25 protein-coding genes and 1 pseudogene are annotated in these 24,638 nt (G+C 53.8%); 3 read left to right on the forward strand and 23 right to left on the reverse strand.

All coding sequences use genetic code 11. The features are described from left to right. Nucleotides 1-12: 12 nt before the first annotated feature. The 8 genes and pseudogenes from D9980_RS19965 to pstS all read right to left on the reverse strand — a co-directional run bounded on the left by D9980_RS19965 (nt 13) and on the right by pstS (nt 7,093). Entirely contained in the window at nt 13-753 is a 741-nt protein-coding gene (locus D9980_RS19965) for an amino acid ABC transporter permease (protein ID WP_024527369.1), read from the reverse strand. Nucleotide 754: 1 nt separating this feature from the next. Beyond that, nucleotides 755-1,479 (reverse strand): annotated as a pseudogene (locus tag D9980_RS19970) (amino acid ABC transporter permease). A 68-nt stretch (nt 1,480-1,547) separates the two neighbouring features. Further along, nucleotides 1,548-2,378, reverse strand: coding sequence for an ABC transporter substrate-binding protein (locus D9980_RS19975; RefSeq protein ID WP_121608249.1), 831 nt, complete (start codon nt 2,376-2,378; stop codon nt 1,548-1,550). A gap of 167 nt (nt 2,379-2,545) precedes the next feature. After that, complete coding sequence (gene phoU, locus D9980_RS19980; RefSeq protein ID WP_024484696.1) at nt 2,546-3,277, reverse strand: phosphate signaling complex protein PhoU; 732 nt, start codon at nt 3,275-3,277, stop codon at nt 2,546-2,548. 12 nt (nt 3,278-3,289) lie between these two features. Beyond that, nucleotides 3,290-4,060, reverse strand: coding sequence for a phosphate ABC transporter ATP-binding protein PstB (gene pstB, locus D9980_RS19985; protein ID WP_370454353.1), 771 nt, complete (start codon nt 4,058-4,060; stop codon nt 3,290-3,292). 53 nt (nt 4,061-4,113) lie between these two features. Continuing rightward, nucleotides 4,114-5,004, reverse strand: coding sequence for a phosphate ABC transporter permease PstA (pstA, locus tag D9980_RS19990; protein WP_024484695.1), 891 nt, complete (start codon nt 5,002-5,004; stop codon nt 4,114-4,116). A 1-nt stretch (nt 5,005) separates the two neighbouring features. After that, nucleotides 5,006-5,962, reverse strand: a complete 957-nt coding sequence (pstC, locus tag D9980_RS19995; protein ID WP_121608250.1) for a phosphate ABC transporter permease PstC — start codon at nt 5,960-5,962, stop codon at nt 5,006-5,008. 90 nt (nt 5,963-6,052) lie between these two features. Then, complete coding sequence (gene pstS / locus D9980_RS20000) at nt 6,053-7,093, reverse strand: phosphate ABC transporter substrate-binding protein PstS (protein ID WP_121608251.1); 1,041 nt, start codon at nt 7,091-7,093, stop codon at nt 6,053-6,055. Nucleotides 7,094-7,458: 365 nt separating this feature from the next. On the opposite strand from pstS, the gene D9980_RS20005 reads away from it, so the two are divergent. Together D9980_RS20005 and D9980_RS20010 are read left to right on the forward strand one after the other, a co-directional pair. Next, nucleotides 7,459-7,800 carry a toxin gene (locus tag D9980_RS20005; protein ID WP_121608252.1) on the forward strand — a complete coding sequence of 114 codons (342 nt, stop codon included), beginning with the start codon at nt 7,459-7,461 and terminating at the stop codon, nt 7,798-7,800. Further along, the gene (locus D9980_RS20010; RefSeq protein WP_121608253.1) at nt 7,797-8,111 is read left to right on the forward strand and encodes a DNA-binding transcriptional regulator; all 315 of its coding nucleotides are present in this window, start codon (nt 7,797-7,799) and stop codon (nt 8,109-8,111) included. Before D9980_RS20005 ends, D9980_RS20010 begins: the two co-directional genes overlap by 4 nt. A gap of 99 nt (nt 8,112-8,210) precedes the next feature. Here the strand turns inward: D9980_RS20010 and D9980_RS20015 are convergent, their stop codons facing one another. The 4 genes from D9980_RS20015 to glmU form a co-directional block, all read right to left on the reverse strand. After that, a complete protein-coding gene (locus D9980_RS20015) occupies nt 8,211-9,290 on the reverse strand; it encodes a GNAT family N-acetyltransferase (protein WP_162304301.1) in 1,080 nt (359 codons plus the stop codon). Nucleotide 9,291: 1 nt separating this feature from the next. Beyond that, nucleotides 9,292-10,410 carry a carbamoyl-phosphate synthase large subunit gene (locus tag D9980_RS20020; RefSeq protein WP_121608255.1) on the reverse strand — a complete coding sequence of 373 codons (1,119 nt, stop codon included), beginning with the start codon at nt 10,408-10,410 and terminating at the stop codon, nt 9,292-9,294. Between the two features lie 121 nt (nt 10,411-10,531). Then, on the reverse strand, nt 10,532-12,361 hold the full coding sequence (gene glmS, locus D9980_RS20025; protein WP_121608256.1) for a glutamine--fructose-6-phosphate transaminase (isomerizing): 1,830 nt from the start codon (nt 12,359-12,361) through the stop codon (nt 10,532-10,534). A 349-nt stretch (nt 12,362-12,710) separates the two neighbouring features. Then, nucleotides 12,711-14,081: a bifunctional UDP-N-acetylglucosamine diphosphorylase/glucosamine-1-phosphate N-acetyltransferase GlmU gene (gene glmU, locus D9980_RS20030; RefSeq protein WP_121608257.1), complete on the reverse strand. Its 1,371-nt coding sequence runs from the start codon at nt 14,079-14,081 to the stop codon at nt 12,711-12,713. A gap of 47 nt (nt 14,082-14,128) precedes the next feature. Between glmU and D9980_RS26740 the strand changes: the two genes are divergently transcribed. Then, nucleotides 14,129-14,395: a hypothetical protein gene (locus D9980_RS26740; protein WP_162304302.1), complete on the forward strand. Its 267-nt coding sequence runs from the start codon at nt 14,129-14,131 to the stop codon at nt 14,393-14,395. Here D9980_RS26740 and D9980_RS20035 read toward each other — a convergent pair. From D9980_RS20035 to mnmG, 11 genes are all read right to left on the reverse strand, one after another. Next, on the reverse strand, nt 14,376-14,795 hold the full coding sequence (locus tag D9980_RS20035; RefSeq protein WP_004933814.1) for a F0F1 ATP synthase subunit epsilon: 420 nt from the start codon (nt 14,793-14,795) through the stop codon (nt 14,376-14,378). The genes D9980_RS26740 and D9980_RS20035 overlap by 20 nt on opposite strands. Nucleotides 14,796-14,815: 20 nt before the next feature. Continuing rightward, nucleotides 14,816-16,198 carry a F0F1 ATP synthase subunit beta gene (gene atpD, locus D9980_RS20040; protein ID WP_024484688.1) on the reverse strand — a complete coding sequence of 461 codons (1,383 nt, stop codon included), beginning with the start codon at nt 16,196-16,198 and terminating at the stop codon, nt 14,816-14,818. Nucleotides 16,199-16,230: 32 nt separating this feature from the next. After that, nucleotides 16,231-17,094 carry a F0F1 ATP synthase subunit gamma gene (atpG, locus tag D9980_RS20045; RefSeq protein ID WP_059199283.1) on the reverse strand — a complete coding sequence of 288 codons (864 nt, stop codon included), beginning with the start codon at nt 17,092-17,094 and terminating at the stop codon, nt 16,231-16,233. A 57-nt stretch (nt 17,095-17,151) separates the two neighbouring features. Further along, entirely contained in the window at nt 17,152-18,693 is a 1,542-nt protein-coding gene (gene atpA / locus D9980_RS20050) for a F0F1 ATP synthase subunit alpha (RefSeq protein ID WP_021181427.1), read from the reverse strand. A 12-nt stretch (nt 18,694-18,705) separates the two neighbouring features. Beyond that, nucleotides 18,706-19,239, reverse strand: coding sequence for a F0F1 ATP synthase subunit delta (gene atpH, locus D9980_RS20055; RefSeq protein ID WP_024527380.1), 534 nt, complete (start codon nt 19,237-19,239; stop codon nt 18,706-18,708). Nucleotides 19,240-19,253: 14 nt separating this feature from the next. Next, on the reverse strand, nt 19,254-19,724 hold the full coding sequence (gene atpF / locus D9980_RS20060; protein WP_121608258.1) for a F0F1 ATP synthase subunit B: 471 nt from the start codon (nt 19,722-19,724) through the stop codon (nt 19,254-19,256). 58 nt (nt 19,725-19,782) lie between these two features. Continuing rightward, nucleotides 19,783-20,022, reverse strand: a complete 240-nt coding sequence (atpE, locus tag D9980_RS20065; protein WP_004393045.1) for a F0F1 ATP synthase subunit C — start codon at nt 20,020-20,022, stop codon at nt 19,783-19,785. Between the two features lie 49 nt (nt 20,023-20,071). Further along, nucleotides 20,072-20,848 carry a F0F1 ATP synthase subunit A gene (gene atpB / locus D9980_RS20070; protein ID WP_021181430.1) on the reverse strand — a complete coding sequence of 259 codons (777 nt, stop codon included), beginning with the start codon at nt 20,846-20,848 and terminating at the stop codon, nt 20,072-20,074. 21 nt (nt 20,849-20,869) lie between these two features. Beyond that, on the reverse strand, nt 20,870-21,253 hold the full coding sequence (atpI, locus tag D9980_RS20075) for a F0F1 ATP synthase subunit I (RefSeq protein ID WP_121608259.1): 384 nt from the start codon (nt 21,251-21,253) through the stop codon (nt 20,870-20,872). Nucleotides 21,254-21,888: 635 nt separating this feature from the next. Continuing rightward, a complete protein-coding gene (gene rsmG, locus D9980_RS20080) occupies nt 21,889-22,509 on the reverse strand; it encodes a 16S rRNA (guanine(527)-N(7))-methyltransferase RsmG (RefSeq protein ID WP_024484683.1) in 621 nt (206 codons plus the stop codon). A gap of 140 nt (nt 22,510-22,649) precedes the next feature. Further along, nucleotides 22,650-24,539 (reverse strand): tRNA uridine-5-carboxymethylaminomethyl(34) synthesis enzyme MnmG, encoded by a 1,890-nt coding sequence (gene mnmG, locus D9980_RS20085; RefSeq protein ID WP_021181433.1) that lies wholly within the window; start codon nt 24,537-24,539, stop codon nt 22,650-22,652. Between the last annotated feature and the right edge of the window lie 99 nt (nt 24,540-24,638).

Below are 24,638 nucleotides of genomic sequence, written 5' to 3' on the forward strand. Positions count from 1 at the left end.
ACTGTAACCTGATTAACTAGCCGGTAGCGGCGGGCGATTACGCCACCAGCGCCAGCTGCGTTTTAGCGCTTTGGTCTGCGGGCTAAGGCGTTTGTTCAGCCCGTTCGCCAGCACGTCCAGCGTCAGGCAGAAGATGAAATAAACCAGTGCCACAAACAGGAACACCTCCATCGGGTAAACCATGCTGCGGTTATTGACCTGAGTAGCCAGGAAGGTCAACTCACCCACGCCGACGATGTACGCCAGCGAAGTGTCTTTAATCAGCGAGATCCACTGGTTGATAAACGAAGGCACCATCATGCGCAGCGCCTGCGGCAAGACGATCATCCGCAGCACCTGCCAACGGTTTAAACCGAGCGATAGCCCCGCCTGCCACTGCCCCGCACCGATAGCCACGATGCCCGCTTTTACCGCATGGGCCAGATAGGCCGAGGCGATCAGCGCCAGCGCGCACACCACGGTGGTAATTTCCGGGATATCGACGCCAAACACGATTGGCAGCAGGAAGTAAGTCCAGAAAATCAGCATGATCACCGGGATGGCGCGGAAAAAACCGAGCACCATCGCCAATAACCCAGCCAGCACCCCACGCGACATCGCCAGCGCGACACCCAGCAGCGTACCCAGAATTGCCGACGCCAGCCCGGCCATCAGGCTGATCGCCAACGTCAACGCAGCGCCGCCCAAAGGCCCATCCGGGAAGGTGCCCCACAGCAGGTAACCCAGATTTTCCTGGATAACGGTAAAGTCCATCTTAGTGCCCCCCCAGCGGTTTACGCTGTTGACGCCACATGCCCCAGCCTTCCAGCAGGGCAATGATGGCGATATACAACACCGTTGCCACACCAAACGCCTGGAAGGTCCGCAGAGTTTCGGTTTCCACCTGGCGCGAAGCGTAAGACAGCTCAGCCAGGCCGATCGCCATGGTCAGCGATGAGTTCTTAATCACGTTCATGTACTGCCCCAGCAGCGGCGGGAAAGCGATTTTCAGCGCCTGGGGCAACACCACATAACGCATCGATTGCCAGCCGGTCAGCCCTAGCGCGTAGGCTGCATACTTTTGTCCACTGGCGACGCCACGGATACCGGAGCGGATCTCTTCGGCAATAAACGCGGTGGAATAAAGCGTCAGGCCGAAGAAGCCCGCCAGGAATTCAAACGAGGGCCACTCAAGAAAGCCTAATTGATGGGGGTATTCAGCCATTGCATGGCGAAGGAGGGCAGGATTTGCCCGGCGGCGAAATACCAGAAGAACAGTTGCACCAGCAAAGGTGTATTGCGAAATAGCGCGCTGTAGGCCACCGCCAGCCAGCTTAACGGGCGCAGGCTGCTGTCCCGCATCGCCGCCAGGCCAAAACCCAGCAGCGTTGCCGCCAGCCCGGCACAGGCCGACAGCCATAGGGTCATCAAGAAGCCATTCCATAGCCAGCTCAGATACTGCGGCGCCAACAGCCAGTCTGAGAGTTGTTGCAGATTCATGCGAGGTACTTCCCCTCACCCCAACCCTCTCCGTCACGGTTCAAAAACGGGGAGAGGGAGAAGGGAGATTAGGCTTTAGGTTGCTGATCCAACGGGCCGATCTTGAAATCGCCACGCGGTTGGGCGGTTTTGGTTTCCGGACCGAACCAGCGATCGTAAATCTTCACCGCATCGCCGTCTTTTTCCAGTTTGATCAAGGTATCGTTAACGGTAGCCGTGAGGCGATCTTCGCCTTTCGGGATACCAACGCCCTGATATTCTTTGGTGATGCTGAACGGAGAGATTTCAAAGTCGGCTTTTTGCGCGGCGGGCAGGTTGCCCAGCAGGCCAACCAGCTTGGCATCGTCCTGGGTGATGGCCTGAACGTTACCGTTACGCAGGGCGACAAACGCCAATGGGGTATCGTCGTAAGAGATCACCTTGGCCGTTGGGTAGTGCTCACGCAGGGTAATTTCCTGCACCGTGCCTTTATCCGCGCCGATGCGCAGCTTCTTGATATCTTCAGGAGTTTTCAGCACGCCTTTATGCGCAATGAATTTCTGGCCGGTAGCAAAATACGGCACGCTGAAATTCACCTCTTTGGCACGCTCGTCGGTGATGGTGAAGTTGGCCGCGATCAGATCAACCTTTTTGGACACCAGCAAAGGAATACGGTTAGCCGGGTTGGTGGCGCGCAGTTCAACCTTGACGCCCAGCGCCTTACCGATGGCTTCGGCCACGTCCACGTCATAACCCACCAGCTTTTTGCTTTGCGGATCGACATAACCAAACGGTGGGTTGCTATCGAATACCGCAATACGCACCACGCCGGCTTTTTGAATATCATCGAGTTTATCGGCATGTGCCACGCCGGTGGCAAGGCTGGCTAACAGAGATAAGACTAAGACGCGCTGTTTCATGAAAGGCTCCCAAGTGATTGATGTCCCGCTGGCTGATAAGCTAGCAAGCCTCGCTTAGGTCAGGAAATAATATTAAACGCTATAGTTATAACCTTTTTAACTTTACGGTTTTTAAATGGCATAAAGGCGCCATTTTCAGCGCCTTCTGGGATAAATCACTGGTTGAATTACGCTTTTTTCTCGTCTTTACCGTCTGACAACAGCTTGTCCAGCGCATCGCCACCGATATGGCGGAAATCCTGGCCTTTGACGAAGTAGAAGATGAATTCGCAAATATTCTGGCAGCGATCGCCGATACGCTCGATAGAGCGGGCACAGAATAGCGCCGTCAGCACGCTTGGAATGGTGCGCGTATCTTCCATCATGTAGGTCATCAGCTGACGCACGATGCCTTCATATTCCTGATCGACCTTCTTGTCTTCGCGGTAAATCCGGATCGCTTCATCCAGATCCATACGCGCAAAGGCATCCAACACGTCATGCAGCATCTGCACGGTGTGGCGGCCCAGTGACTCCAGGCTGACCAGCAATGGCTGATGCTGGTGCGAGAATTTCTCCAGGGCGGTGCGACAGATCTTGTCCGCTACGTCGCCGATGCGTTCCAGCTCGGAAATGGTCTTGATGATCGCCATCACCAGGCGCAGGTCGCTGGCGGTCGGCTGGCGTTTGGCAATGATGCGCACGCAGGCCTCGTCGATCGCCACTTCCATCATATTGACCTTGGCATCACCCTCGATCACCCGTTTGGCCAGTTCACCGTCCTGGTTATGCATCGCGGTAATGGCGTCGGTCAGCTGTTGCTCCACCAGCCCGCCCATGGTCAGCACCTGGGTGCGGATGTGCTCAAGTTCAGCGTTGAACTGGCCGGAAATGTGTTTGTTTAAATTCAGGTTATCCATGATGCATCCTAATCAACCATAGCGGCCAGTAATGTAGTCTTCAGTCTGCTTTTTCTGTGGCGCGGTAAACAGAGTGTCAGTATCGCTGAACTCGATCAACTCACCCAGATACATAAATGCGGTGGAGTCGGAACAACGCGCCGCCTGCTGCATATTGTGGGTCACGATCACCACGGTATAGTCAGACTTCAGCTCGCTGATCAGCTCTTCAATCTTGCCGGTGGAAATCGGATCCAGCGCCGAGCAAGGCTCATCCAGCAACAGCACTTCCGGGCGAATGGCAATGCCGCGCGCAATGCACAGGCGTTGCTGCTGGCCACCAGACAGGCTGTAACCGCTTTGGTGCAGCTTGTCCTTGGTCTCGTTCCACAGTGCCGCCTTGGTCAGCGCCCATTGGACACGCTCGTCCATATCGGCACGGGACAATTTCTCGAACAGGCGCACACCGAAGGCGATGTTGTCGTAAATCGACATCGGGAACGGCGTTGGCTTTTGGAACACCATGCCCACCTTGGCACGCAGCAGCGCGATGTCCTGGTTATCCGTCAGGATGTTTTGCCCATCCAGCAGGATATCGCCTTCGGCACGCTGCTCGGGGTAGAGCTGGTACATCTTGTTGAAGGTCCGCAGCAGCGTCGATTTACCGCAGCCAGACGGGCCAATAAACGCGGTCACCTTGTTCTTGGCGATATCCAGCGTGATGTTTTTCAGCGCATGGAATTTGCCGTAGTAAAAGTTCAGATCGCGTACCTGAATTTTGCTGCTGGAAGTAGAGTCAACCATACTCATCAAGACTTCTCTCTTTTCACGGTATCGCCTGAGCGGCACCTAAATTTTTATGAATGCTTTTTCTTGGCGAAAATCACACGCGCCAGGATATTCAGTAACAGTACGCACAGGGTGATCAACAACACCCCGGCCCAGGCCAGCTGTTGCCATTCGGCAAACGGGCTCATGGCAAATTTGAAAATGGTGACCGGCAGGTTGGCGATCGGCTGCATCAGGTCGGTGCTCCAGAACTGATTCGACAGCGAGGTAAACAGCAACGGGGCGGTTTCCCCGGCGATACGCGCAATCGCCAACAGCACGCCGGTGATAATGCCGGAGACCGACGCCTTCAGCGTAATGGCGGAAATCATGCGCCATTTCGGTGTCCCCAACGCATAGGCCGCTTCACGCAGCGTGTCCGGTACCAGCTTGAGCATGTTTTCGGTGGTGCGGATCACGATCGGGATCTGCAACAGAGCCAGTGCAATAATCCCAGCCCAACCGGAGAAGTGCTCCATCTTGGCCACCACCACGGTGTAGACGAACAGGCCTACGACGATCGACGGTGCGGATAACAGAATATCGTTGATAAAGCGGATCACTTCCGCCAGCCAGGATTTACGGCCGTATTCCGCCAGATAGATCCCCGCCATGATACCCAGCGGGGTGCCGAAGATGGTCGCCCACAGGATCAACAAGCCGCTACCGGCGATGGCGTTAGCCAGACCACCACCCGCGGTATTCGGCGGCGGCGTCATTTCAGTAAACAGCGCCAGCGACATGCCGTCGATGCCCTTGGTGATGGTCGAGAACAGGATCCACACCAGCCAGAACAGGCCAAAGACCATAGTCGCCATCGACAGGAACAGCGCCAGACGGTTTTTCTGCCGACGCCAGGCCTGCATTTTACGGCGGCTTTCCGCCAGTGCTACCGGGTTTTGCATATCCATCGTTGCCATGTTAGCGACCCTCACGCTTGGCCAGGCGCATCACCATCAACTTCGACAGCGCCAAGACGATAAAGGTGATCACAAACAGGATCAGCCCAAGCTGCATTAACGCAGAGGTATGTAGCCCGGATTCCGCTTCGGCGAATTCGTTAGCCAGCGCCGAGGTGATGCTGTTGCCCGGCATAAACAGCGAGAAGCTATCGAGCTGGTAGGTGTTACCGATAATAAAGGTCACCGCCATGGTTTCCCCCAGGGCGCGTCCCAGGCCAAGCATCACACCGCCGATCACGCCGTTTTTGGTGAACGGCAGCACGATGCGCCAGATCACTTCCCAGGTAGTGCAGCCGATACCATAGGCCGACTCTTTCATCATCACCGGGGTTTGTTCGAACACATCGCGCATTACCGCCGCAATGTAAGGAATAATCATGATGGCCAGGATCACCCCGGCAGCCAGGATACCGATACCAAATGCCGGGCCGGAGAACAGCTCACCGACGATCGGGATCCCGGATAACACTTCCCCCACGGGGGTCTGGAAATATTGGGCGAACAACGGGGCAAATACGAACAGGCCCCACATGCCGTAAACGATGCTCGGGATCGCCGCTAACAGCTCTATCGCGATCCCCAATGGGCGCTTGAGCCAGTTAGGGGCCAACTCGGTCAGGAACAGGGCAATACCAAAACTGACCGGCACGGCGATAATCAATGCAATCACCGAGGTGACGACCGTGCCGTAGATCGGTACCAGCGCACCAAACTGTTCGGCTGGCGCATCCCACTCCTTGGTCCACAGGAAGGCAAAACCAAACTTCTGCATGCTTGGCCAGGAGGCGATAATCAGCGAAACGATGATGCCGCCCAGCAACAATAGGGTAATCAGCGCCGCCAGTCTGACCAGCGCGCTGAAGATGATGTCACCGTTTTTACCCGGTGCTTTAATGGTCGGCTTGTACTCAGCCATAGATTACTCTTCTGTTTAAAGCTTGGAGGGCCCGGCACGCCAGGCCCCGACAGTCAGGTTGAGGCGCGGTCTTCCGCACCCCCTGCGTTGTTAGAACAAGGCCTTACCGGAGCTGTCTTTGATGTTGGTCTTCCAGGCAGCACGGATTTGCTCAACCACTTCGGCAGGCAAGGCGGCGTAATCCAGATCGCTGGCCTGTGCGGCACCAGTCTTGTAAGCCCAGTCAAAGAACTTCAGCACTTCTGCGCCCTGCTCAGGCTTCTTCTGCTCTTTGTGCACCAGGATGAAGGTGGTGGAGGTGATTGGCCAGACGTTGTCGCCTTTCTGGTTGGTCAGGTCCTGCGCGAAGGTTTTGCTCCAATCCACACCTTTGGCTGCGGCGCTGAAGCTCTCTTCGGTTGGGCTAACCGCTTTGCCATCGGCAGACACTAATTTAGTGTAGGCCAGGTTGTTCTGCTTGGCGTAAGCGTATTCCACATAGCCGATAGAGCCAGGCAGACGCTGAACGAACGCGGCGATGCCGTCATTGCCCTTACCACCCAGGCCGGTTGGCCAGTTAACGGTTGAGCCTGCACCAATTTTCTCTTTCCACTGCGCGTTAGCCTTGGCCAGATAGCTGGTGAAGACGAAAGAAGTCCCGGAACCATCAGCACGACGTACCACGGCGATAGCCTGATCCGGCAGCTTGACGCCCGGGTTCAGTTTAACGATCGCCGGGTCATTCCATTTTTTGATGTTGCCCAGGTAGATATCACCCAGGGTTTGACCATCCAGAGTCAGCTCACCGGATTTGATGCCCGGAATATTCACCGCCAGTACCACGCCACCGATCACGGTAGGGAACTGGAACAGGCCGTCCGCAGCCAGTTTTTCATCGGACAGCGGGGCATCAGAAGCACCAAAGTCAACGGTGTTGGCGATGATTTGCTTCACACCACCAGAGGAACCGATCCCCTGATAGTTAACCTTGTTGCCGGTTTCTTTCTGATAAGAATCTGCCCACTTGGCATACACCGGAGCGGGGAATGTCGCACCTGCACCGGTCAGGCTAGCAGCAGCGAAGGCGGACACAGAGGCCAAAGAGAAAGTCGCTGCCACAATACTGGCGACGGTGGTACGCATCAGTTTCATAATCCCTCCTAATGGGATATTCAAAATCGACCTTGGGTCGTTTTCATCAGAGTAAGTATTGCTGCAGGAGGGAAAATAGGACAGTTTGGTGACAGTTAAATGTACGAAATATGACAGTTATATTACAGCGGAGGGTGATTGATATTTAGTTGATTAAAATCAGTTAGATGACGTCACTTTTAGACAAAAAACAATCTACAAAAATCTGCCTGTTGCTGCACTATCTCTCTGAATATGAGCGGTTTTCGCTGTTTTTTACACGCTTGTCATATTGCCTAAAGCGGCAAAAAAACCAGCATATCATCCTTTGATGTATACCCAACTTGGGGGTAGAATATCCCCAAGTAGTAGGGAGATATCTGGTTATGGATGCTATATTTGTTGAGTTAAGTATTTTTGAAGCGAAGCGTGCTGATTATCTTTCCGATGATGAATTCAAGACATTCCAGCAGATGCTGCTTATTAATCCATTCTGCGGTGATGTTATCCAGCACACTGGCGGGTTAAGGAAGGTCAGATTTGCGGATCACCGTCGTGGAAAAGGTAAACGAGGTGGCTTGCGGGTGATCTATTATTGGTGGCTTGAAAAGTCTCACTTTTTGCTTTTTGTCATTTACGACAAAGACAAAAAAGATGACCTTAGCCGCAACGAGCGCGAGATGCTGCGTAAGATGTTGGAAATTTTGAAACAAGGGGGCACCTTATGAGCGAACTCAGCCTTTTTGAAGAACTGACCCAGGGAATGAAAGACTGGAGTGATTACAATGAGGGTAAAATCACGCTTAAAACCCACGCCGTATCACTGAAAAAAAACATATCTATGTCACCAGACGAGTTAAAAGCAATACGTGAAAAACTGCGTCTTTCACAAGCCGTTTTTGCGGATTACTTGCATACCGGTGTCACTACTTATCAAAACTGGGAGCAGGGCAGAGCCAAACCCAACAAACAGGCACTTCTTTTGATCCGTATGGTTGAAAAAGACCCAATGACGCTCGATACGTTAGCTGCCTTGTAATAAACATCAAACAGAGGCTAACCATTACCCCGATCCAGTCATAATAAATCCGGTGTGCTTTTTGAACGGCACCACCGGATTTTCCAAGCGTAATGCCCCTCATAACTGATAATGCCTCAATAACGGCTGATAGACCTTGCGGGAAAGCCAGGAAATCAGCGCCCACACGCCACGCTGATAAACGTTCAAGTGCCGGACATAAACCATGCTGTATTCAATCACCGGTTGGCAACCGCGAACCCGCTTAAAATCTGGCGCGCCAGAACTCAAATTGAGAAACAGCTTACGATCCATGGCGTAGCGTAACGCAAAGGCGATCAGACGACGATATAAGGCCAATGATGCGGGTAATTCCGTCCGATAGCCGACGATCGGCACCGTTACCGTCTGTTCCAACTGAACCATTCCCAACACCCCCACCATTTGCTGCTGGTGGAACAAACCGTACAGTTGCAACACGCCAAGCTGCGAGGCCTGAGATAAATAACCGGTGGTAAACTGCACATTCTGGCGGCTGTATTTTTCCAGGTAGAGCTGGTTATAGAGGCGTTCGGCACACTGCATCTGCTCGGGATCATCGGCCGACAGCCGTTTGAACTCCCATCTCACCTGATGCAGCAGTTTGTCATCCCGGCGCGCGTTGATTTTACCCCACCAGCGAATAGGATCGTCCAGGCAATAAACCTGACGGCTGACGATAGGCAGCCAACCTTGCTGGGAGAGCTGCGCCAACAGCTCGGGGGTCTGCTGCCCATTGAGCGAACGGACCATCAAAGCATGCTGGGGATAGCGCTGTAATGCCTGTTGCCGCAATGCGTCGGTATCCAAGGTTTGCCAGTGGCTGCTGGTCATATTGGTGGAAAGACACTGATTATTAAGCACCTGGAGCCGATCGACGTGCGCCTGCACTAAGGGCCATTTCAGCAACAGCGTCAGCCCGTTGCACAGCGCCCGCAACGCACCGTTATCGATTTTGATAATTTCATCCCGCGCGTAATCGACGATCAGCGCCAGCGGGGAAACCACATAGCAATTACCGGGCACGTAATCATTGACCGTCGCCGGTATCCAGAAGCCATCCTGTTGATACTCGGTCATCGACGTCTGGAGATTGGCGATCATGCCTGGCTGTTGCAACAGGGTCACTTGCAGGCGCTGCCACTGATTAACCTGCTCCATGCTAATAACCATCCCACTCGATATCAAAGGTGCTGGCATCGGTGAGGGGCCGCCGATAACGCAAGCTGCGGTACCCCATTTCCAACAATGCACACCACTGGGCTCCGGCACTTATCGGCCAACGATGATCGTTGAGCAAATTAGGCGCTTGGCGAAAATCCTGCCATAGCGTCGCCAACTGCTTATCGCGCCAAGCCTGCCAGGCAAAAAATAACAGTACGATCACGCCCACATGCCCCGCCTTGGGCGGCGCTGGCAGGTATTGCAATTGCCCATCGGCAGCGATGGACATCTGAGCCCCCAGCAAATGCAGGCCGCTGGTGGCCCTGGGATTACACTCAATAACAAAAATCACCCCGTCCTGTTCGATAAAATCGAACGCCACCTGGCCATGAAAGCTGGTTTTTTCCCCAAACTGACGGACAAAATCGTCCAGCCGCCGATCCTGATAGGGAACAAAGTAGCTGCCAGCAGCCTGATTGAAGCAGTATTTGGGTTGATAAGCCTGATGCACGATTAGCCTGCCGTGCTCAAAAACGGCATAGTTGCACAACGCCACGCCGTCTAATTTCTGCTGCTGCACCCAGGGGATATGCTCGTTGAGCTGTCGATCGTTCAATACACCCGGTTTCGGCGTGCGGATCACTTGGCGACCAAAGCGTGAAAAAACCGGTTTCAAAATGGTCAGGGGATCGTCGGCAATTTGCGAGCAGGAGGTCAGTAATCGGGTCACAGGAGTCCGCACCTCACCTAATCCCGTTAACAGGCTCAGGCTTTGGTACTTATGATGCAGTTCAAATAGCAACCGCCGTTCAGGCATCAGCCACTCGGTAGGCCCGATATACGCAGCAAACGCCTGAGAGAGGTAGAAAATCTCTTCACAGGTGGGGATAAGCAGCCCAATGTCATGTTGATCGAGATAACCTTGCAGCTGCTGTTGATAACCGGCAAGGTCCTGGCGCGGGGAGGGAAGCCGTAGATAACCTTCAATCCCTTGTAAAAAGCGGCCCAGCGGCCACTTCAGGCTATCCGCCAACCAGACGCGGTGCCCGCTGCGCAACGCAATACGCGCCCACTCTATCGCCACCGGAGCCCGTGCCCCTGTAATCAAAATATTCATTATCTACGCATTCCCTTCCCTGTAGCATCACCCGCCAATCATAGCGTTAATGGTAAAACTGGGGCTAAAAAATACCGTGTTGAGTAACCCAACACGGTATTCATAGCAGGAATGTTAACGATTATTCTACGGTGACGGATTTCGCCAGGTTACGTGGCTGATCCACATCGGTGCCTTTGATCAGAGCGACGTAATAGGACAAAAGCTGCAACGGCACGGTGTAGAAGATCGGTGCAACGATTTCTTCCACGTGCGGCAGTGGGATGATGGTCATCCCTTCGCTGCTGACGAAGCCGGCATCCTGATCGGCGAACACATACAGCTGACCACCACGGGCACGCACCTCTTCGATATTGGATTTAAGCTTCTCCAACAGCTCGTTGTTAGGCGCAACCACGATTACCGGCATGTCGGCATCGATCAACGCCAGCGGGCCGTGCTTAAGCTCACCGGCTGCGTACGCCTCTGCGTGGATATAGGAAATCTCTTTGAGCTTCAGCGCCCCTTCCATCGCGATCGGGTATTGATCGCCACGGCCAAGGAACAGTGCGTGATGCTTGTCAGAGAAACCTTCCGCCAGCGCTTCGATACTCTTGTCCAGTGACAGCATCTGCTCGATACGCGCAGGCAGGGCTTGCAGACCATGCACAATGTCATGCTCTACGCTTTCCGCCATCCCTTTCAGCCGGCCAAGACGCGCCACCAGCATCAACAGCACAGCAAGCTGTGTGGTAAAGGCTTTAGTGGAGGCAACGCCGATTTCGGTACCGGCCTTGGTCATCAGCGCCAGATCGGATTCACGCACCAGCGAAGAACCCGCCACGTTGCACACGGCCAGGGAGCCCAAGTATCCCAGCTCTTTGGACAAGCGCAGTGCTGCCAGCGTATCGGCGGTCTCACCAGATTGAGACAGGGTGATGATCAGGCTGCCTGGACGTACCGCTGACTTGCGATAACGGAACTCAGAGGCGATCTCGACGTCACAAGGCACACCGGCCAGCGACTCGAACCAGTAACGAGCCACCATCCCCGAGTGATAAGAAGTCCCACAGGCGATGATCTGCACGTGCTGCACTTTTGACAGCAGTTCATCAGCGTGCGGGCCAAGCTCACTCAGGTCGATCTTGCCATGGCTGAAACGCCCCTCAAGGGTGTTTTTCAGCGCCATCGGCTGCTCAAAAATCTCTTTTTGCATGTAATGACGGTATGCGCCTTTGTCACCGGCGTCGTATTGCACCTGAGATTCGATCTCTGGGCGCTCAATCGCATTACCCTGCTTGTCAAAAATGCTGACGGTGCGGCGGGTCACTTCTACCACGTCGCCTTCTTCCAGGAAGATAAAGCGGCGGGTTACCGGCAGCAGGGCCAGTTGGTCGGAAGCAATGAAGTTCTCGCCCACGCCACGGCCAATCACCAGCGGGCTACCTGAACGAGCAGCCACCAATACGCTCGGATCGCGGCTGTCCATCACCACGGTGCCATAAGCGCCACGCAGCTGCGGGATCACACGCTGAACCACTTCCAGCAGCGTACCGCCCTGCTTCTGTTCCCAATGCACCAGATGAGCAATCACCTCGGTATCGGTTTCAGAACTGAAGTGATAACCACGCGCAATCAGCTGTTCGCGCAGCGGTTCGTAGTTTTCGATAATGCCGTTATGCACTACCGCGATGTAATCTGAAACATGAGGATGCGCGTTCGCCTCTGAAGGTTCACCGTGCGTCGCCCAGCGGGTATGGGCAATCCCGGTACCACCATGCAGATCCTGTTGCTCTGCCGCTTCAGCCAGTTTTTGTACCTTGCCGACACGACGTAAACGGCTGACGTTACCTTCGTTATCCACCACGGCAAGACCCGCTGAGTCATAGCCCCGGTATTCCAGGCGACGTAAACCTTCCAGCAGGATCTCGGCGATATCACGTTGCGCTACTGCACCTACAATTCCACACATCTGTTGTATTCCTAATTAAACGCCTTGCGGGCGCTTTCGATGTCTCGACCTGATTTTTGCCGGTTTTACCGTGCTTCCCCGAGCCTGTAGAGAATGGGGATTATTATGTTTTGCTCTGTGCTCTTTAGCGAAAGTACAGAGCAAAACACTAGTGCCCAAACCCTAACCCACAGGGTGAGGGGACTAAACGTGCCACATCTTAACTTCCGTATCCGACTGCAATACCTAATTCGTTAAAACGGGCGCAGCATGCAGCGCCCCTACGCAGGACCACAGATTAATTTCAGAACCCGCCCACAACACCGAAATAGCTCCCTCTCCCTGTGGGAGAGGGTTGGGGTGAGGGGACTTACTTCTTCTTGGTTGGACGCTGCCAGCCTTGAATGTGCACCTGCTTGACCCGGCTCAACACCAGCTCATTATCCGTAATATCACGGGTCACCGTGGTACCGGCAGCTATCGTCACCCCTTTGCCTACGGTGACAGGAGCCACCAACTGAGTGTCCGAACCGACAAACACGCCGTCGCCGATAATGGTTTTGTGCTTGTTGGCACCGTCGTAGTTACAGGTAATGGTACCGGCACCGATATTCACATCGTCACCAATCTCGGCGTCGCCCAGATAGCTCAGATGGCCAGCCTTGGAGCCTTTGCCCAGGCGGGCCTTCTTGATTTCCACGAAGTTGCCAACGTGGGCACCTTCCGCCAGTTCGGCACCAGGGCGCAGACGGGCAAATGGACCAACGGTACAGGCCGCCTCCAGCTGCGCATCTTCCAGCACGCTGTAAGGGCTGATCTCGCAGTCGTCGCCAATCACGCAGTCTCTCAGTATGCAGCCAGCACCGATCTTCACGCGGTTACCCAGCTTGACCATGCCTTCGATAATCACGTTGGCATCGATGGAGATGTCACGGCCATGTTCCAGCACGCCACGCAGATCGAAGCGTGCCGGATCCAGCAGCATCACGCCAGCCAGCAGCAGTTTCTCTGCCTGCTCGGCCTGATACACGCGTTCAAGCTGCGACAATTGCAAGCGATTATTCACGCCTTCAACTTCGCTAAGGCGCGCCGGGTGTACCGCCTCAATCTTGTTACCCTCGGCATGCGCCAGGGCAATGATGTCGGTGATATAGAATTCACCCTGGGCATTATTATTGTTCAGCTTGCCCAGCCAGCGCTTCAGATCGCGACCGTTGGCCACCAGAATGCCGGTGTTGATCTCATTAATCTGGCGCTGCTCATCGCTGGCATCTTTATGTTCGACAATGCCCACCACAGTGCCGTTTTCACGTACGATGCGGCCATAACCGCTCGGGTCTTGCAGCTTCACCGTCAGCAGACCAATACCACCCTGAGGCTTGGCTGCCAGCAGGCGGGTCAGCGTTTCAACGGCGATCAATGGCACATCGCCATACAGCATCAGCACGTCTTCATCATCGGCAAAATGCGGTGCTGCCTGCTGCATCGCATGGCCGGTTCCCAACTGCTCGGCCTGCAACACCCAGTTTAGTGCATCATTGTGCAGGGTGCTTTTCAGCAGCTCGCCGCCGTGGCCATAAACCAGATGGACGTTTTTGGCCCCCAGCTTCATGGCAGCATCAATGACGTGCTGCACCATTGGCTTACCCGCCAGCGGATGTAACACCTTGGGAAGGTCGGAATACATGCGTGTTCCCTTGCCCGCGGCGAGGATAACCACGCTCATTGCGCTGTTAGACATAAGCAACCTGATAACTCCATTTTGATGGACGAAAGTAAAACCGTTTGATGGCGGAATTACTACATATTTCTCTACACGAATCCGGCGCAGGCCGCATGGCTCCTAGCCTGCCGCCAAGGGCTGCAATCCAACCGTACAGTGAAAAAACTGTCGGCGATCGGCGACGCTTAATTCCACTGGAAGCGCTAATACAGCACAATGCCTGGCCGGTTGAAACGCTTATTTTAAAACAAAAAAAAAGCGACCCACAGGGGCCGCTTTCTTATTTCCACACGCTGCAGGCAACGTGGGAATTTACATCGCTTTTCTGGTGAGCTCGATAACGCGCAGTTTCGCGATCGCTTTCGCCAGTTCAGCAGATGCCTGAGCATAGTCGACATCGCCATGAGAGCTACGGATGTGCTCTTCAGCTTTACGCTTAGCTTCCAGCGCTCTCGCTTCGTCGAGGTCCGTTCCACGGATGGCAGTGTCCGCCAGCACGGTTACCACGCTCGGCTGTACCTCAAGGATACCGCCGGACAGGTAGATGAACTCTTCTTCACCGTGCTGTTTAACAATACGCACCATGCCAGGCTTGATGGCAGTCAGCAGCGGCGCATGGCCAGGGAAGATCCCCAGTTCGCCTTCGCTGCCTGTCACCTGGATCTTCTGCACCAGGCCGGAAAACATCTGTTTTTCCGCGCTGACGACATCCAGATGGTAAGTCATAGCCATATCACCCTCCTCTCAAGGCGTTACAGTTTCTTGGCTTTTTCCACTGCTTCTTCAATGGTGCCAACCATGTAGAACGCCTGCTCCGGCAGGTGGTCATAGTCGCCGTCCATAATGCCTTTGAAACCACGGATGGTGTCTTTCAGCGATACGAACTTGCCCGGAGAACCGGTAAAGACTTCTGCCACGAAGAACGGCTGAGACAGGAAACGTTGGATTTTACGCGCACGGGATACAACCAGCTTGTCATCTTCTGACAGCTCGTCCATACCCAGGATGGCGATGATATCTTTCAGTTCCTGGTAGCGTTGCAGAATAGACTGCACGCCACGCGCTACGTCGTAGTGCTCCTGGCCAACTACCAGCGGATCCAGCTGACGGCTGGTGGAATCCAGCGGGTCAACGGCCGGGTAGATACCCAGAGAAGCGATGTTACGGCTCAGTACCACGGTTGCATCCAAGTGAGCAAAGGTGGTGGCTGGTGATGGGTCAGTCAAGTCATCCGCAGGAACGTAAACGGCCTGCACAGAGGTGATTGAACCAGTCTTGGTAGAGGTGATACGTTCTTGCAGAACACCCATCTCTTCCGCCAGCGTTGGCTGATAACCTACCGCCGATGGCATACGGCCCAGAAGTGCGGACACTTCGGTACCGGCCAGGGTATAACGGTAGATGTTATCGACGAACAGCAGTACGTCACGACCTTCGTCACGGAACTTCTCAGCCATGGTCAGGCCGGTCAGCGCAACGCGCAGACGGTTACCTGGTGGCTCGTTCATCTGGCCGTAAACCAGGGAAACTTTGTCCAGTACGTTGGAATCGGTCATTTCGTGGTAGAAGTCGTTACCCTCACGAGTACGTTCACCCACGCCCGCAAACACAGAATAACCGGAGTGCTCGATCGCGATGTTACGGATCAGCTCCATCATGTTTACGGTTTTACCTACACCAGCACCACCGAACAGACCGACTTTACCACCCTTGGCGAACGGGCAGATCAGGTCCATTACCTTGATACCGGTTTCCAGCAGATCCTGGGAGCTGGACAGCTCTTCGTAGCTTGGCGCCGGGCGGTGAATAGCCCAACGTTCTTCTTCGCCGATGTCGCCCTTCATGTCGATTGGTTCACCCAATACGTTCATGATACGGCCCAGGGTAGCTTTACCTACCGGTACTTCAATTGGGTGCTGCAGGTCGGTTACGGCCAGACCACGACGCAGACCGTCTGAGGTCCCCATTGCGATACAGCGAACCACGCCGCCACCCAGCTGTTGCTGAACTTCCAGCACCAATTTCTCGGTGCCGTTTGCAACCTCAAGAGCGTTGTACACTTTCGGTACGGCATCCTGAGGGAACTCGACGTCCACCACGGCGCCGATTACCTGGATAATCTTTCCAGTAGCCATCTTGAATCCTCTACGTAATTCGTAAACCTAGCTTAAACCGCGGAGGCTCCCGAAACGATCTCGGTGAGTTCCTGAGTGATGCTGGCCTGACGCGCCTTGTTGTATACCAACTGCAGCTCTTTGATCAGGCTACCGCCGTTATCGGTTGCGGCTTTCATCGCGACCATTCGTGCGGCCTGCTCGCTGGCCAGGTTTTCCACGACGCCCTGATAAACTTGCGATTCCACATAACGGCGCAGCAAGGTATCAAGCAGCACTTTTGGATCGGGTTCATACAGGTAATCCCAGGATTTTTTCTTCAGTTCACTGTCATCAGAAGGTGGCAATGGCAGAAGTTGCAGTAACTGCGGTTCCTGGGACATCGTATTAACAAATTTGTTGCTGACAACGTACAGCTTGTCTAAACGACCTTCGTCGTAGGCTTGCAGCATCACTTTCACTGGACCGATCAGATCCGACAGGGAAGGGTTATCCCCCATGCCGGTCACCTGGGCAACCACGTTGCCGCCCACGGAACCAAAGAAAGAGGCCGCTTTTGAGCCAATCAGCGCTAAATCAGCTTCAACGCCTTTTTCAGACCAGCGTTTCATCTCTGCCAACAGCTTCTTGAACAGGTTGATGTTCAAGCCGCCACAGAGACCACGGTCAGTAGACACCACCAGATACCCGACGCGCTTAACGTCACGCTCATCCAGGTACGGGTGCTTATATTCCAGATTCCCTAAAGCCAGGTGACCAATCACCTCGCGCATGGTCTCTGCATAAGGACGGCTGGCCGCCATGCGTTCCTGCGATTTACGCATTTTGGAGGCGGCGACCATTTCCATCGCTTTAGTGATCTTCTGCGTGTTTTGCACGCTGGCGATCTTACTACGTATCTCTTTTGCGCCGGCCATCTCTGCTTCTCCTCATTGCCAGCGGCCTGCCGTCTTGCAACGGCAGGCCGCTATGCGTTACCAGGACTGGGTTGCCTTGAAGGTATCGAGGATGCCTTTCAGCTTGCCTTCGATCTCATCGTTATAAGCACCAGTTTGGTTGATGTGGTTCAGCAGTTCGGCATGCTCGCGGTCCGCAAAAGCAACCAGAGCGGCTTCGAAGCTGACAACTTTCGCCACTTCTACGTCGTTCAGGTAGCCACGCTCGGCGGCAAACAGCACCAGAGACTGTTGTGCGACGGACATCGGCGCATACTGTTTCTGTTTCAGCAGCTCGGTCACTTTCTGACCGTGGCTCAGCTGTTTACGCGTTGCATCGTCCAGATCGGAAGCGAACTGAGAGAACGCAGCCAGTTCACGATACTGTGCCAGAGCGGTACGAATACCACCGGACAGTTTTTTCATGATCTTGGTCTGTGCTGCACCACCCACACGGGATACGGAAATACCCGGGTTAACCGCCGGACGAATACCGGAGTTAAACAGGTTGGATTCCAGGAAGATCTGACCATCGGTAATCGAGATTACGTTGGTCGGAACGAACGCGGAAACGTCACCCGCCTGGGTTTCAATGATCGGCAGAGCGGTCAGTGAACCGGTTTGGCCTTTGACTTCACCTTTGGTGAAGGCTTCAACGTAGTCGGCGTTAACACGCGCAGCACGCTCCAGCAAACGGGAGTGGAGGTAGAATACGTCGCCTGGGTAAGCTTCACGACCTGGTGGACGGCGAAGCAGCAGGGAGATCTGACGGTAAGCAACGGCCTGTTTGGACAGGTCATCGTATACGATCAGCGCATCTTCACCACGGTCACGGAAGTATTCGCCCATTGCGCAACCGGCATATGGCGCCAGGTATTGCAGTGCGGCGGATTCTGACGCGGTAGCCACAACCACAATGGTGTTGGCCAATGCGCCGTGCTCTTCCAGCTTGCGCACCACGTTAGCGATGGTGGACGCTTTCTGGCCAATAGCCACGTAAACGCATTTGATGCCGGAATCGCGCTGGTTGATGATCGCATCGATCGCCAGGGCGGTTTTACCGGTTTGACGGTCGCCGATCACCAGCTCACGCTGGCCACGACCGATTGGGATCATGGCGTCGACCGATTTATAGCCGGTCTGTACTGGCTGATCAACAGACTGACGTTCGATAACGCCAGGTGCGATAGTTTCAACTGGAGAGAAACCGTCGTTGTCAACCGGGCCTTTACCATCAATAGGTGCGCCCAGAGTGTTGACTACGCGGCCCAGCAGGCCACGGCCAACCGGAACTTCCAGAATACGGCCGGTACATTTTACCTTCATGCCTTCGGCCAGATCCGAATACGGACCCATTACCACGGCACCTACAGAGTCACGCTCCAGGTTCAATGCAATTGCGTAACGGTTGCCTGGCAGTGCGATCATTTCGCCCTGCATAACCTCGGCCAAACCGTGTACGCGGATGATCCCGTCGCTAACGGAAACGATGGTACCTTCATTGTGAGCTTCGCTCACTACATTGAACTGAGCAATGCGCTGCTTGATCAGTTCGCTGATTTCGGTGGAATTCAGTTGCATGCTCCAGTCCCCTTAAGACTGCAAGACGTCTGCCAGGCGCTCGAGACGGCCACGTACGCTGCCATCGATCACCAGATCACCGGCACGGATAATGACACCGGCCAGTACAGACTTGTCAATTTTGCAATTCAGCTTAACTTTGCGTGACAGACGTTTTTCCATCGCAGCGATAATCTTGGCTTGCTGTGTGTCGTTCAGTGCGCTCGATGAGAGCACCTCGACTTCGACGGTGGATTCCAGCGCGGCGCGTAGTTCGATGAACTGTTGCAGCACCGCAGGAAGGACCAGTAAACGCCCATTTTCGGCCATTACACGGATAAAGTTCTGGCCATGTTCGTCGAGCTCATCGCCACAAACCGCAATAAACGTGTTGGACAAGGTTTCAGGTGCAACCGCACCGGAAAGCAGTTCCGCCATCTGTTCATTACGGGTGACAACAGCAGTAAACGCCAGCATTTGCTGCCAGCGTTCTACGCTTTGGTTCTCAACGGCAAAGTCAAAAGCTGCTTTGGCGTAGGGGCGAGCTACGGTGATAAATTCAGACATCAGCCCCTCCCTCCTTACAGTTCAGCGACCAGTTTATCAACGATGTCGCTGTTAGCAGCTTCATCCACGGAACGTTCGATGATCTTCTCGGCACCGGCAATTGCCAGCATCGCGACTTGCTTACGCAACTCTTCACGAGCGCGCTTACGTTCGGCTTCGATCTCAGCCTGAGCCTGCGCCACGATTTTGTTACGTTCCTGCTCGGCTTCTGCTTTCGCTTCGTCCACGATCTGAGCCTTGCGTTTGTTTGCTTGCTCAATAATCGCCTGGGCTTCCGCTTTGGCAGTTTTCAGCTGGTCGGTCGCATTGGCTTGCGCTAAGTCCAAATCTTTTTTGCCACGTTCTGCAGAAGCGAGGCCATCAGCAATTTCTTTCTGACGCTTCTCGATGGCAGCCATAATTGGCGGCCATACATACTTCATACAGAACCAGACAAACAGGATGAACGCGATAGCCTGGCCGAGGATTGTTGCGTTAAGATTCACAGCACAATGCCTCTTTAAAAGTTAATAATGTGGTTTCTTTGTAGAGTGTGAACCCTACTTACGCGACAGCAAACATCACGTACAAACCCAGACCAACAGCGATCATCGGGATGGCGTCAACCAGGCCCATAACGATAAAGAACTGTGTACGCAACAGCGGGATCAGATCGGGCTGACGTGCAGCGCCTTCCAAGAATTTACCACCCAGGATGCCGATACCGATCGCAGCACCGATTGCCGCTAACCCCATCATAATAGCGGCAGCCATGTACAGCAGATCCATATTCAGGTTTTCCATGACAGTCTCCAGTTTGTTTCAGTTTAATAGTGCAAGTGTTTTAAGAAAATCAGTGCTCTTCAGACGCCATCGACAGATAGACGATCGTCAGAACCATGAAAATAAAGGCTTGAAGCGTAATGATCAGGATGTGGAAGATTGCCCAAGGCAAACTCAGCATCCACTGTGACCACCACGGCAACAGACCAGCAATCAGGATGAAGATCAACTCACCCGCATACATGTTGCCGAACAGTCGCAGACCCAGTGAAACAGGTTTGGACAGCAGGCTGACACCTTCAAGGATCAGGTTAATGGGAATAAATACCGGGTGGTTGAACGGCTGCATGGTTAACTCTTTAACGAACCCACCAATGCCTTTCATTTTAATGCTATAGAACAGGATCAGGACAAATACGGCCAACGCCATCGACAGCGTGATGTTCACGTCAGCGGTAGGTACGACACGCAGTGCTGGCAGACCAAGCTGGGTTCCGATATACGGCAGGAAGTCAACCGGGATCAGGTCCATCAGGTTCATCAGGAACACCCAGACGAACACCGTCAGCGCCAGCGGAGCAATCACCTTGCTCTTGCCGTGATACATATCCTTGACGCTGTTGTCGACAAAGCCAACGATCAGCTCAACGGCGGTTTGCAGCTTGCCGGGAACACCACTGGTGGCGTTTTTGGCTACCTTGCGGAAAATAGCCAGAAAAACCACCCCGAGGACGACGGAGAAAAACATCGAGTCGAGGTTAATCGACCAAAAACCAGTCCCGACCTGAAGCTGCGTCAGGTGGTGACCGATATACTCCTGTGGACTGTTGAATCCCTCTGCAGACATGATGCCTCTACCCTTATTTAGTTAATTTCGGTAACTGTTAATCACGGCGGGTGCCACTATCTGCACCACTAACACCGCTAAATAGGTCAGGCCAAGCGGTATCAACACCGCTTTGAACACCCCAAGCGCCACGATCAGCAAAACGATGGTGATCACGACCTTTAGCCCTTCACCAATGGCGAACGACCAGGCAACCCGTCCGGGTGCCGGCGTCTGTGCCTGATGACGCAAGGCAAACAGCATAAACATGGCATTGGGTAACCAGGCAGCCAGGCCACCTGCCAGTGCCGAACCGCTCCACTCCAGACTTTTCAGGCCGAAAGCAGCGCTGATCAAAACAAAAGTCATTAACTGCAGCAACAGCAACTTGCGTGCAACTTTTCCGCTGTACAGGGACACAGACATGACGTTTGTTCTCTCCGTACCCCTGAGGGGGTATGCCGACGTATAAAACTGCCTTTGCGGTTCTGAGTCAAGCAGCAAAAAACGTGCAAATTATACGGGCCACTCCAACGAATTCAATCGATAAGTAGCGAAAAGGTGAACAATTATTTAAATTTCCCCTTTTCGGGCTATTTTCACAAGAAAATGGCCGGAATAATCGCTCGCATTTATTTGTCTGACTATTCCACGGTTGCGGTAAGAAACGTGCAACCGATCACAATACTGACTATTAATGAGTTATAGCCCAGGTTAACGACCTAGGTCTTTAGCTTTTTGGGCGATCAAAAAATATTATAAATCAAATCATTACAACGTAACCGTTCAAAAACAATCCTTATACCCCGTAAAAACCTTTTATTGACATTCACAGGAATAATAAAGCAACACTCAATTAACACTGACAGCAAATCGGAATCTTTCACACATTGTTGCTAACGTGACTATCACCCACTGAAATGATGCATTTTTGACATCACAATGTTAATTAAAGGTAAATAAACGAAGGGGGGACCTATCTGATTAGCCTGCTTGCTATTTACCTTCTGTACCCTACACCAATCGCTGATTATTTGATGCTAAACAATTCTGATTTGGCTTTAGTGGGCTTTTAAGACGATCAAATGGCGCTCGCCATCCAGCTCCGGCACCTGCAAACGCACCACCGACTCCAGAGAAACCCCTTCTGGCAACTGGGCCAACTCGTCTTGTGGGCAAACCCCTTTCAGCGCATAAAAACGCCCCTGCCCTTTGGCTGGCAGATGGTGACACCAAGCCAACATGTCTTGCAGTGAGGCAAAAGCCCGGCTGATCACACCATCAAACGGCGGTTCTGCCACAAACTCTTCTACGCGGCTCTGTACCGGTTCGATATTGTTCAGCCCCAACTCATGCTGTACCTGGCGCAGGAAGCGTACGCGCTTGCCCAGGCTGTCTAACAGGGTGAAATGGGCATCGGGCCGCACTATAGCCAACGGAATGCCTGGCAAACCAGGGCCGGTGCCAACGTCAATAAAGCGTGAACCCGTCAGATGAGCATTCACCACGATGCTGTCCATGATATGGCGCACCAGCATTTGCTGCGGATCGCGCACAGAAGTGAGGTTGTAAGCCTTGTTCCACTTGTCGAGCATAGCGACATAACCCAACAATTGCTGTTTTTGTTGATCGGGAAGCGAAATTCCAGCCGCTGCAAGCAACGAATCCAATTTTTTTTGCACAACAGAGTCCTCTGACAGGCGTGGAACAGCAGGCCAATCTGCAACTGCTCACTAAGGCAGTCTATGATAATTCAGGCTTGAAGTGATGTCAGCGGCCGTTTGCTCAGCAGATAGGCAAACGGCCACTCGGTGAACGGATTTTATGCGCTGCGGCGCAGTAAGCCCTGCTTTTTCAGCCAGATTAGCAAAATGGAGATCGCTGCAGGTGTGATACCGGAAATGCGCGAAGCCTGGCCGATCGAGTTAGGCTTGTGATCGTTCAGTTTGGCGATCACCTCGTTGGACAATCCGGAGACCTGACGATAATCGAGATCCAGCGGCAACACGGTGTTCTCGTTGCGCTGCTGTTTGTCGATCTCATCCTGCTGGCGAGCGATGTAGCCTTCGTATTTTACCTGAATTTCCACTTGCTCAGCGGCTTCGGTGTCTGCCAGTGCGGGAGCAAAAGCTGCCACCGCAGTCAGTTGACCATAATCCATTTCCGGGCGGCGCAGCAGTTCTTCGCCGTTGGCTTCACGTGACAGAGGCGCTTTCAGCAAGACGTTAACCTGCTCGACGTTCTCTGAATGCGGATGCACCCAGATATCACGCAGACGCTGGCGTTCCTGTTCGATGTGCTCGAGCTTTTCGCAGTAGCGCTGCCAGCGTTCATCGTCAACCAGCCCCAATTCGCGGCCTTTTTCCGTCAGGCGCAGATCGGCATTGTCTTCGCGCAACATCAAACGGTATTCGGCACGTGAGGTAAACATGCGGTACGGTTCTTTGGTGCCCAGCGTACTGAGATCGTCCACCAGCACCCCCAGGTAAGCCTGATCGCGGCGTGGTGACCAGCCTTCGTCTTCAACGGCATAACGCCCGGCGTTCAACCCGGCCAACAGGCCTTGTGCAGCAGCTTCTTCATAACCGGTGGTGCCGTTGATCTGGCCTGCGAAGAACAACCCCTGGATAAATTTGCTTTCCAGCGTTGGTTTCAAATCGCGTGGATCGAAGAAATCGTACTCGATGGCATAGCCAGGACGAACGATACGGGCATTTTGCATCCCTTCCATCGAACGCACGATCTGCATCTGTACGTCAAACGGCAAACTGGTGGAAATCCCGTTCGGGTAGATCTCGTTGCTGGTTAACCCTTCAGGTTCCAGGAAGATCTGGTGTGCATTACGATCGGCAAAACGCATCACTTTGTCTTCGATCGATGGGCAGTAGCGTGGGCCGATCCCTTCGATGATCCCGGCATACATCGGGCTACGATCGAGGTTATTGCGGATCACGTCATGAGTTTTTTCATTGGTGTGCGTGATGTAGCACGGCACCTGTTGCGGATGCTGGCTGGCGTTGCCCAGGAAAGAAAACACTGGGATTGGCGTATCGCCATGCTGCTCAGCCAGAACGCTGAAGTCTATGGTGCGTGCATCAATACGGGGAGGTGTACCTGTTTTCAGGCGATTGACACGCAGAGGTAGTTCACGCAGACGCTGTGACAAAGAGATCGACGGAGGATCCCCGGCACGGCCACCGCTGTAGTTTTCCAGGCCGATGTGGATCTTGCCATCCAGGAAGGTGCCCACGGTCAGTACTACCGCTTTGGCACGGAATTTCAGCCCCATCTGGGTCACTGCACCCACCACGCGATCGTTCTCGACGATCAGATCCTCAACCGGTTGTTGGAAGATCATCAGGTTTGGCTGGTTCTCCAATGCGGTACGAACGGCTTGGCGATACAGGACGCGATCTGCCTGAGCTCGAGTGGCTCGCACTGCCGGGCCTTTGCTGGCGTTTAGTATCCTAAACTGAATGCCTGCATGGTCGATCGCCTTGGCCATCAGCCCGCCGAGTGCATCGATTTCCTTGACCAGATGCCCTTTCCCGATACCACCGATCGCCGGATTACAGGACATTTGTCCCAGCGTGTCGATATTGTGGGTCAGTAATAAAGTCTGACGTCCCATACGTGCCGCAGCCATGGCGGCTTCGGTTCCGGCATGGCCACCACCGATGATAATGACGTCAAATTGCTCTGGATAAAACATGGAACAGCACCTCGGAGTACTTGCGAACGATCGTTGTTTGCCCTGGGGGAGGATTCTACTCAAGTTTAGTCGATCGACCAAGCGGTCAGGATCTTAGGT

Origin of the sequence: Serratia sp. 3ACOL1, assembly GCF_003668775.1 — a bacterium.
Lineage (GTDB): Bacteria > Pseudomonadota > Gammaproteobacteria > Enterobacterales > Enterobacteriaceae > Chania > Chania fonticola.

Coding starts and splice junctions, on each gene's coding strand:
- D9980_RS20035 (WP_004933814.1), bottom strand. CDS start 14,795: ATGGCTATGACTTACCATCTGGATGTCGTCAGCGCGGAAAAACAGATG.
- glmU (WP_121608257.1), bottom strand. CDS start 14,081: ATGTCTAACAGCGCAATGAGCGTGGTTATCCTCGCCGCGGGCAAGGGA.
- mnmG (WP_021181433.1), bottom strand. CDS start 24,539: ATGTTTTATCCAGAGCAATTTGACGTCATTATCATCGGTGGTGGCCAT.
- D9980_RS20020 (WP_121608255.1), bottom strand. CDS start 10,410: ATGAATATTTTGATTACAGGGGCACGGGCTCCGGTGGCGATAGAGTGG.
- D9980_RS20015 (WP_162304301.1), bottom strand. CDS start 9,290: ATGGAGCAGGTTAATCAGTGGCAGCGCCTGCAAGTGACCCTGTTGCAA.
- D9980_RS19975 (WP_121608249.1), bottom strand. CDS start 2,378: ATGAAACAGCGCGTCTTAGTCTTATCTCTGTTAGCCAGCCTTGCCACC.
- atpD (WP_024484688.1), bottom strand. CDS start 16,198: ATGGCTACTGGAAAGATTATCCAGGTAATCGGCGCCGTGGTGGACGTC.
- D9980_RS20005 (WP_121608252.1), top strand. CDS start 7,459: ATGGATGCTATATTTGTTGAGTTAAGTATTTTTGAAGCGAAGCGTGCT.
- pstA (WP_024484695.1), bottom strand. CDS start 5,004: ATGGCAACGATGGATATGCAAAACCCGGTAGCACTGGCGGAAAGCCGC.
- atpH (WP_024527380.1), bottom strand. CDS start 19,239: ATGTCTGAATTTATCACCGTAGCTCGCCCCTACGCCAAAGCAGCTTTT.
- atpG (WP_059199283.1), bottom strand. CDS start 17,094: ATGGCCGGCGCAAAAGAGATACGTAGTAAGATCGCCAGCGTGCAAAAC.
- pstC (WP_121608250.1), bottom strand. CDS start 5,962: ATGGCTGAGTACAAGCCGACCATTAAAGCACCGGGTAAAAACGGTGAC.
- phoU (WP_024484696.1), bottom strand. CDS start 3,277: ATGGATAACCTGAATTTAAACAAACACATTTCCGGCCAGTTCAACGCT.
- atpA (WP_021181427.1), bottom strand. CDS start 18,693: ATGCAACTGAATTCCACCGAAATCAGCGAACTGATCAAGCAGCGCATT.
- pstB (WP_370454353.1), bottom strand. CDS start 4,060: ATGGTTGACTCTACTTCCAGCAGCAAAATTCAGGTACGCGATCTGAAC.
- atpI (WP_121608259.1), bottom strand. CDS start 21,253: ATGTCTGTGTCCCTGTACAGCGGAAAAGTTGCACGCAAGTTGCTGTTG.
- D9980_RS19965 (WP_024527369.1), bottom strand. CDS start 753: ATGGACTTTACCGTTATCCAGGAAAATCTGGGTTACCTGCTGTGGGGC.
- D9980_RS20010 (WP_121608253.1), top strand. CDS start 7,797: ATGAGCGAACTCAGCCTTTTTGAAGAACTGACCCAGGGAATGAAAGAC.
- D9980_RS26740 (WP_162304302.1), top strand. CDS start 14,129: ATGGCGGAATTACTACATATTTCTCTACACGAATCCGGCGCAGGCCGC.
- pstS (WP_121608251.1), bottom strand. CDS start 7,093: ATGAAACTGATGCGTACCACCGTCGCCAGTATTGTGGCAGCGACTTTC.
- glmS (WP_121608256.1), bottom strand. CDS start 12,361: ATGTGTGGAATTGTAGGTGCAGTAGCGCAACGTGATATCGCCGAGATC.
- atpE (WP_004393045.1), bottom strand. CDS start 20,022: ATGGAAAACCTGAATATGGATCTGCTGTACATGGCTGCCGCTATTATG.
- atpB (WP_021181430.1), bottom strand. CDS start 20,848: ATGTCTGCAGAGGGATTCAACAGTCCACAGGAGTATATCGGTCACCAC.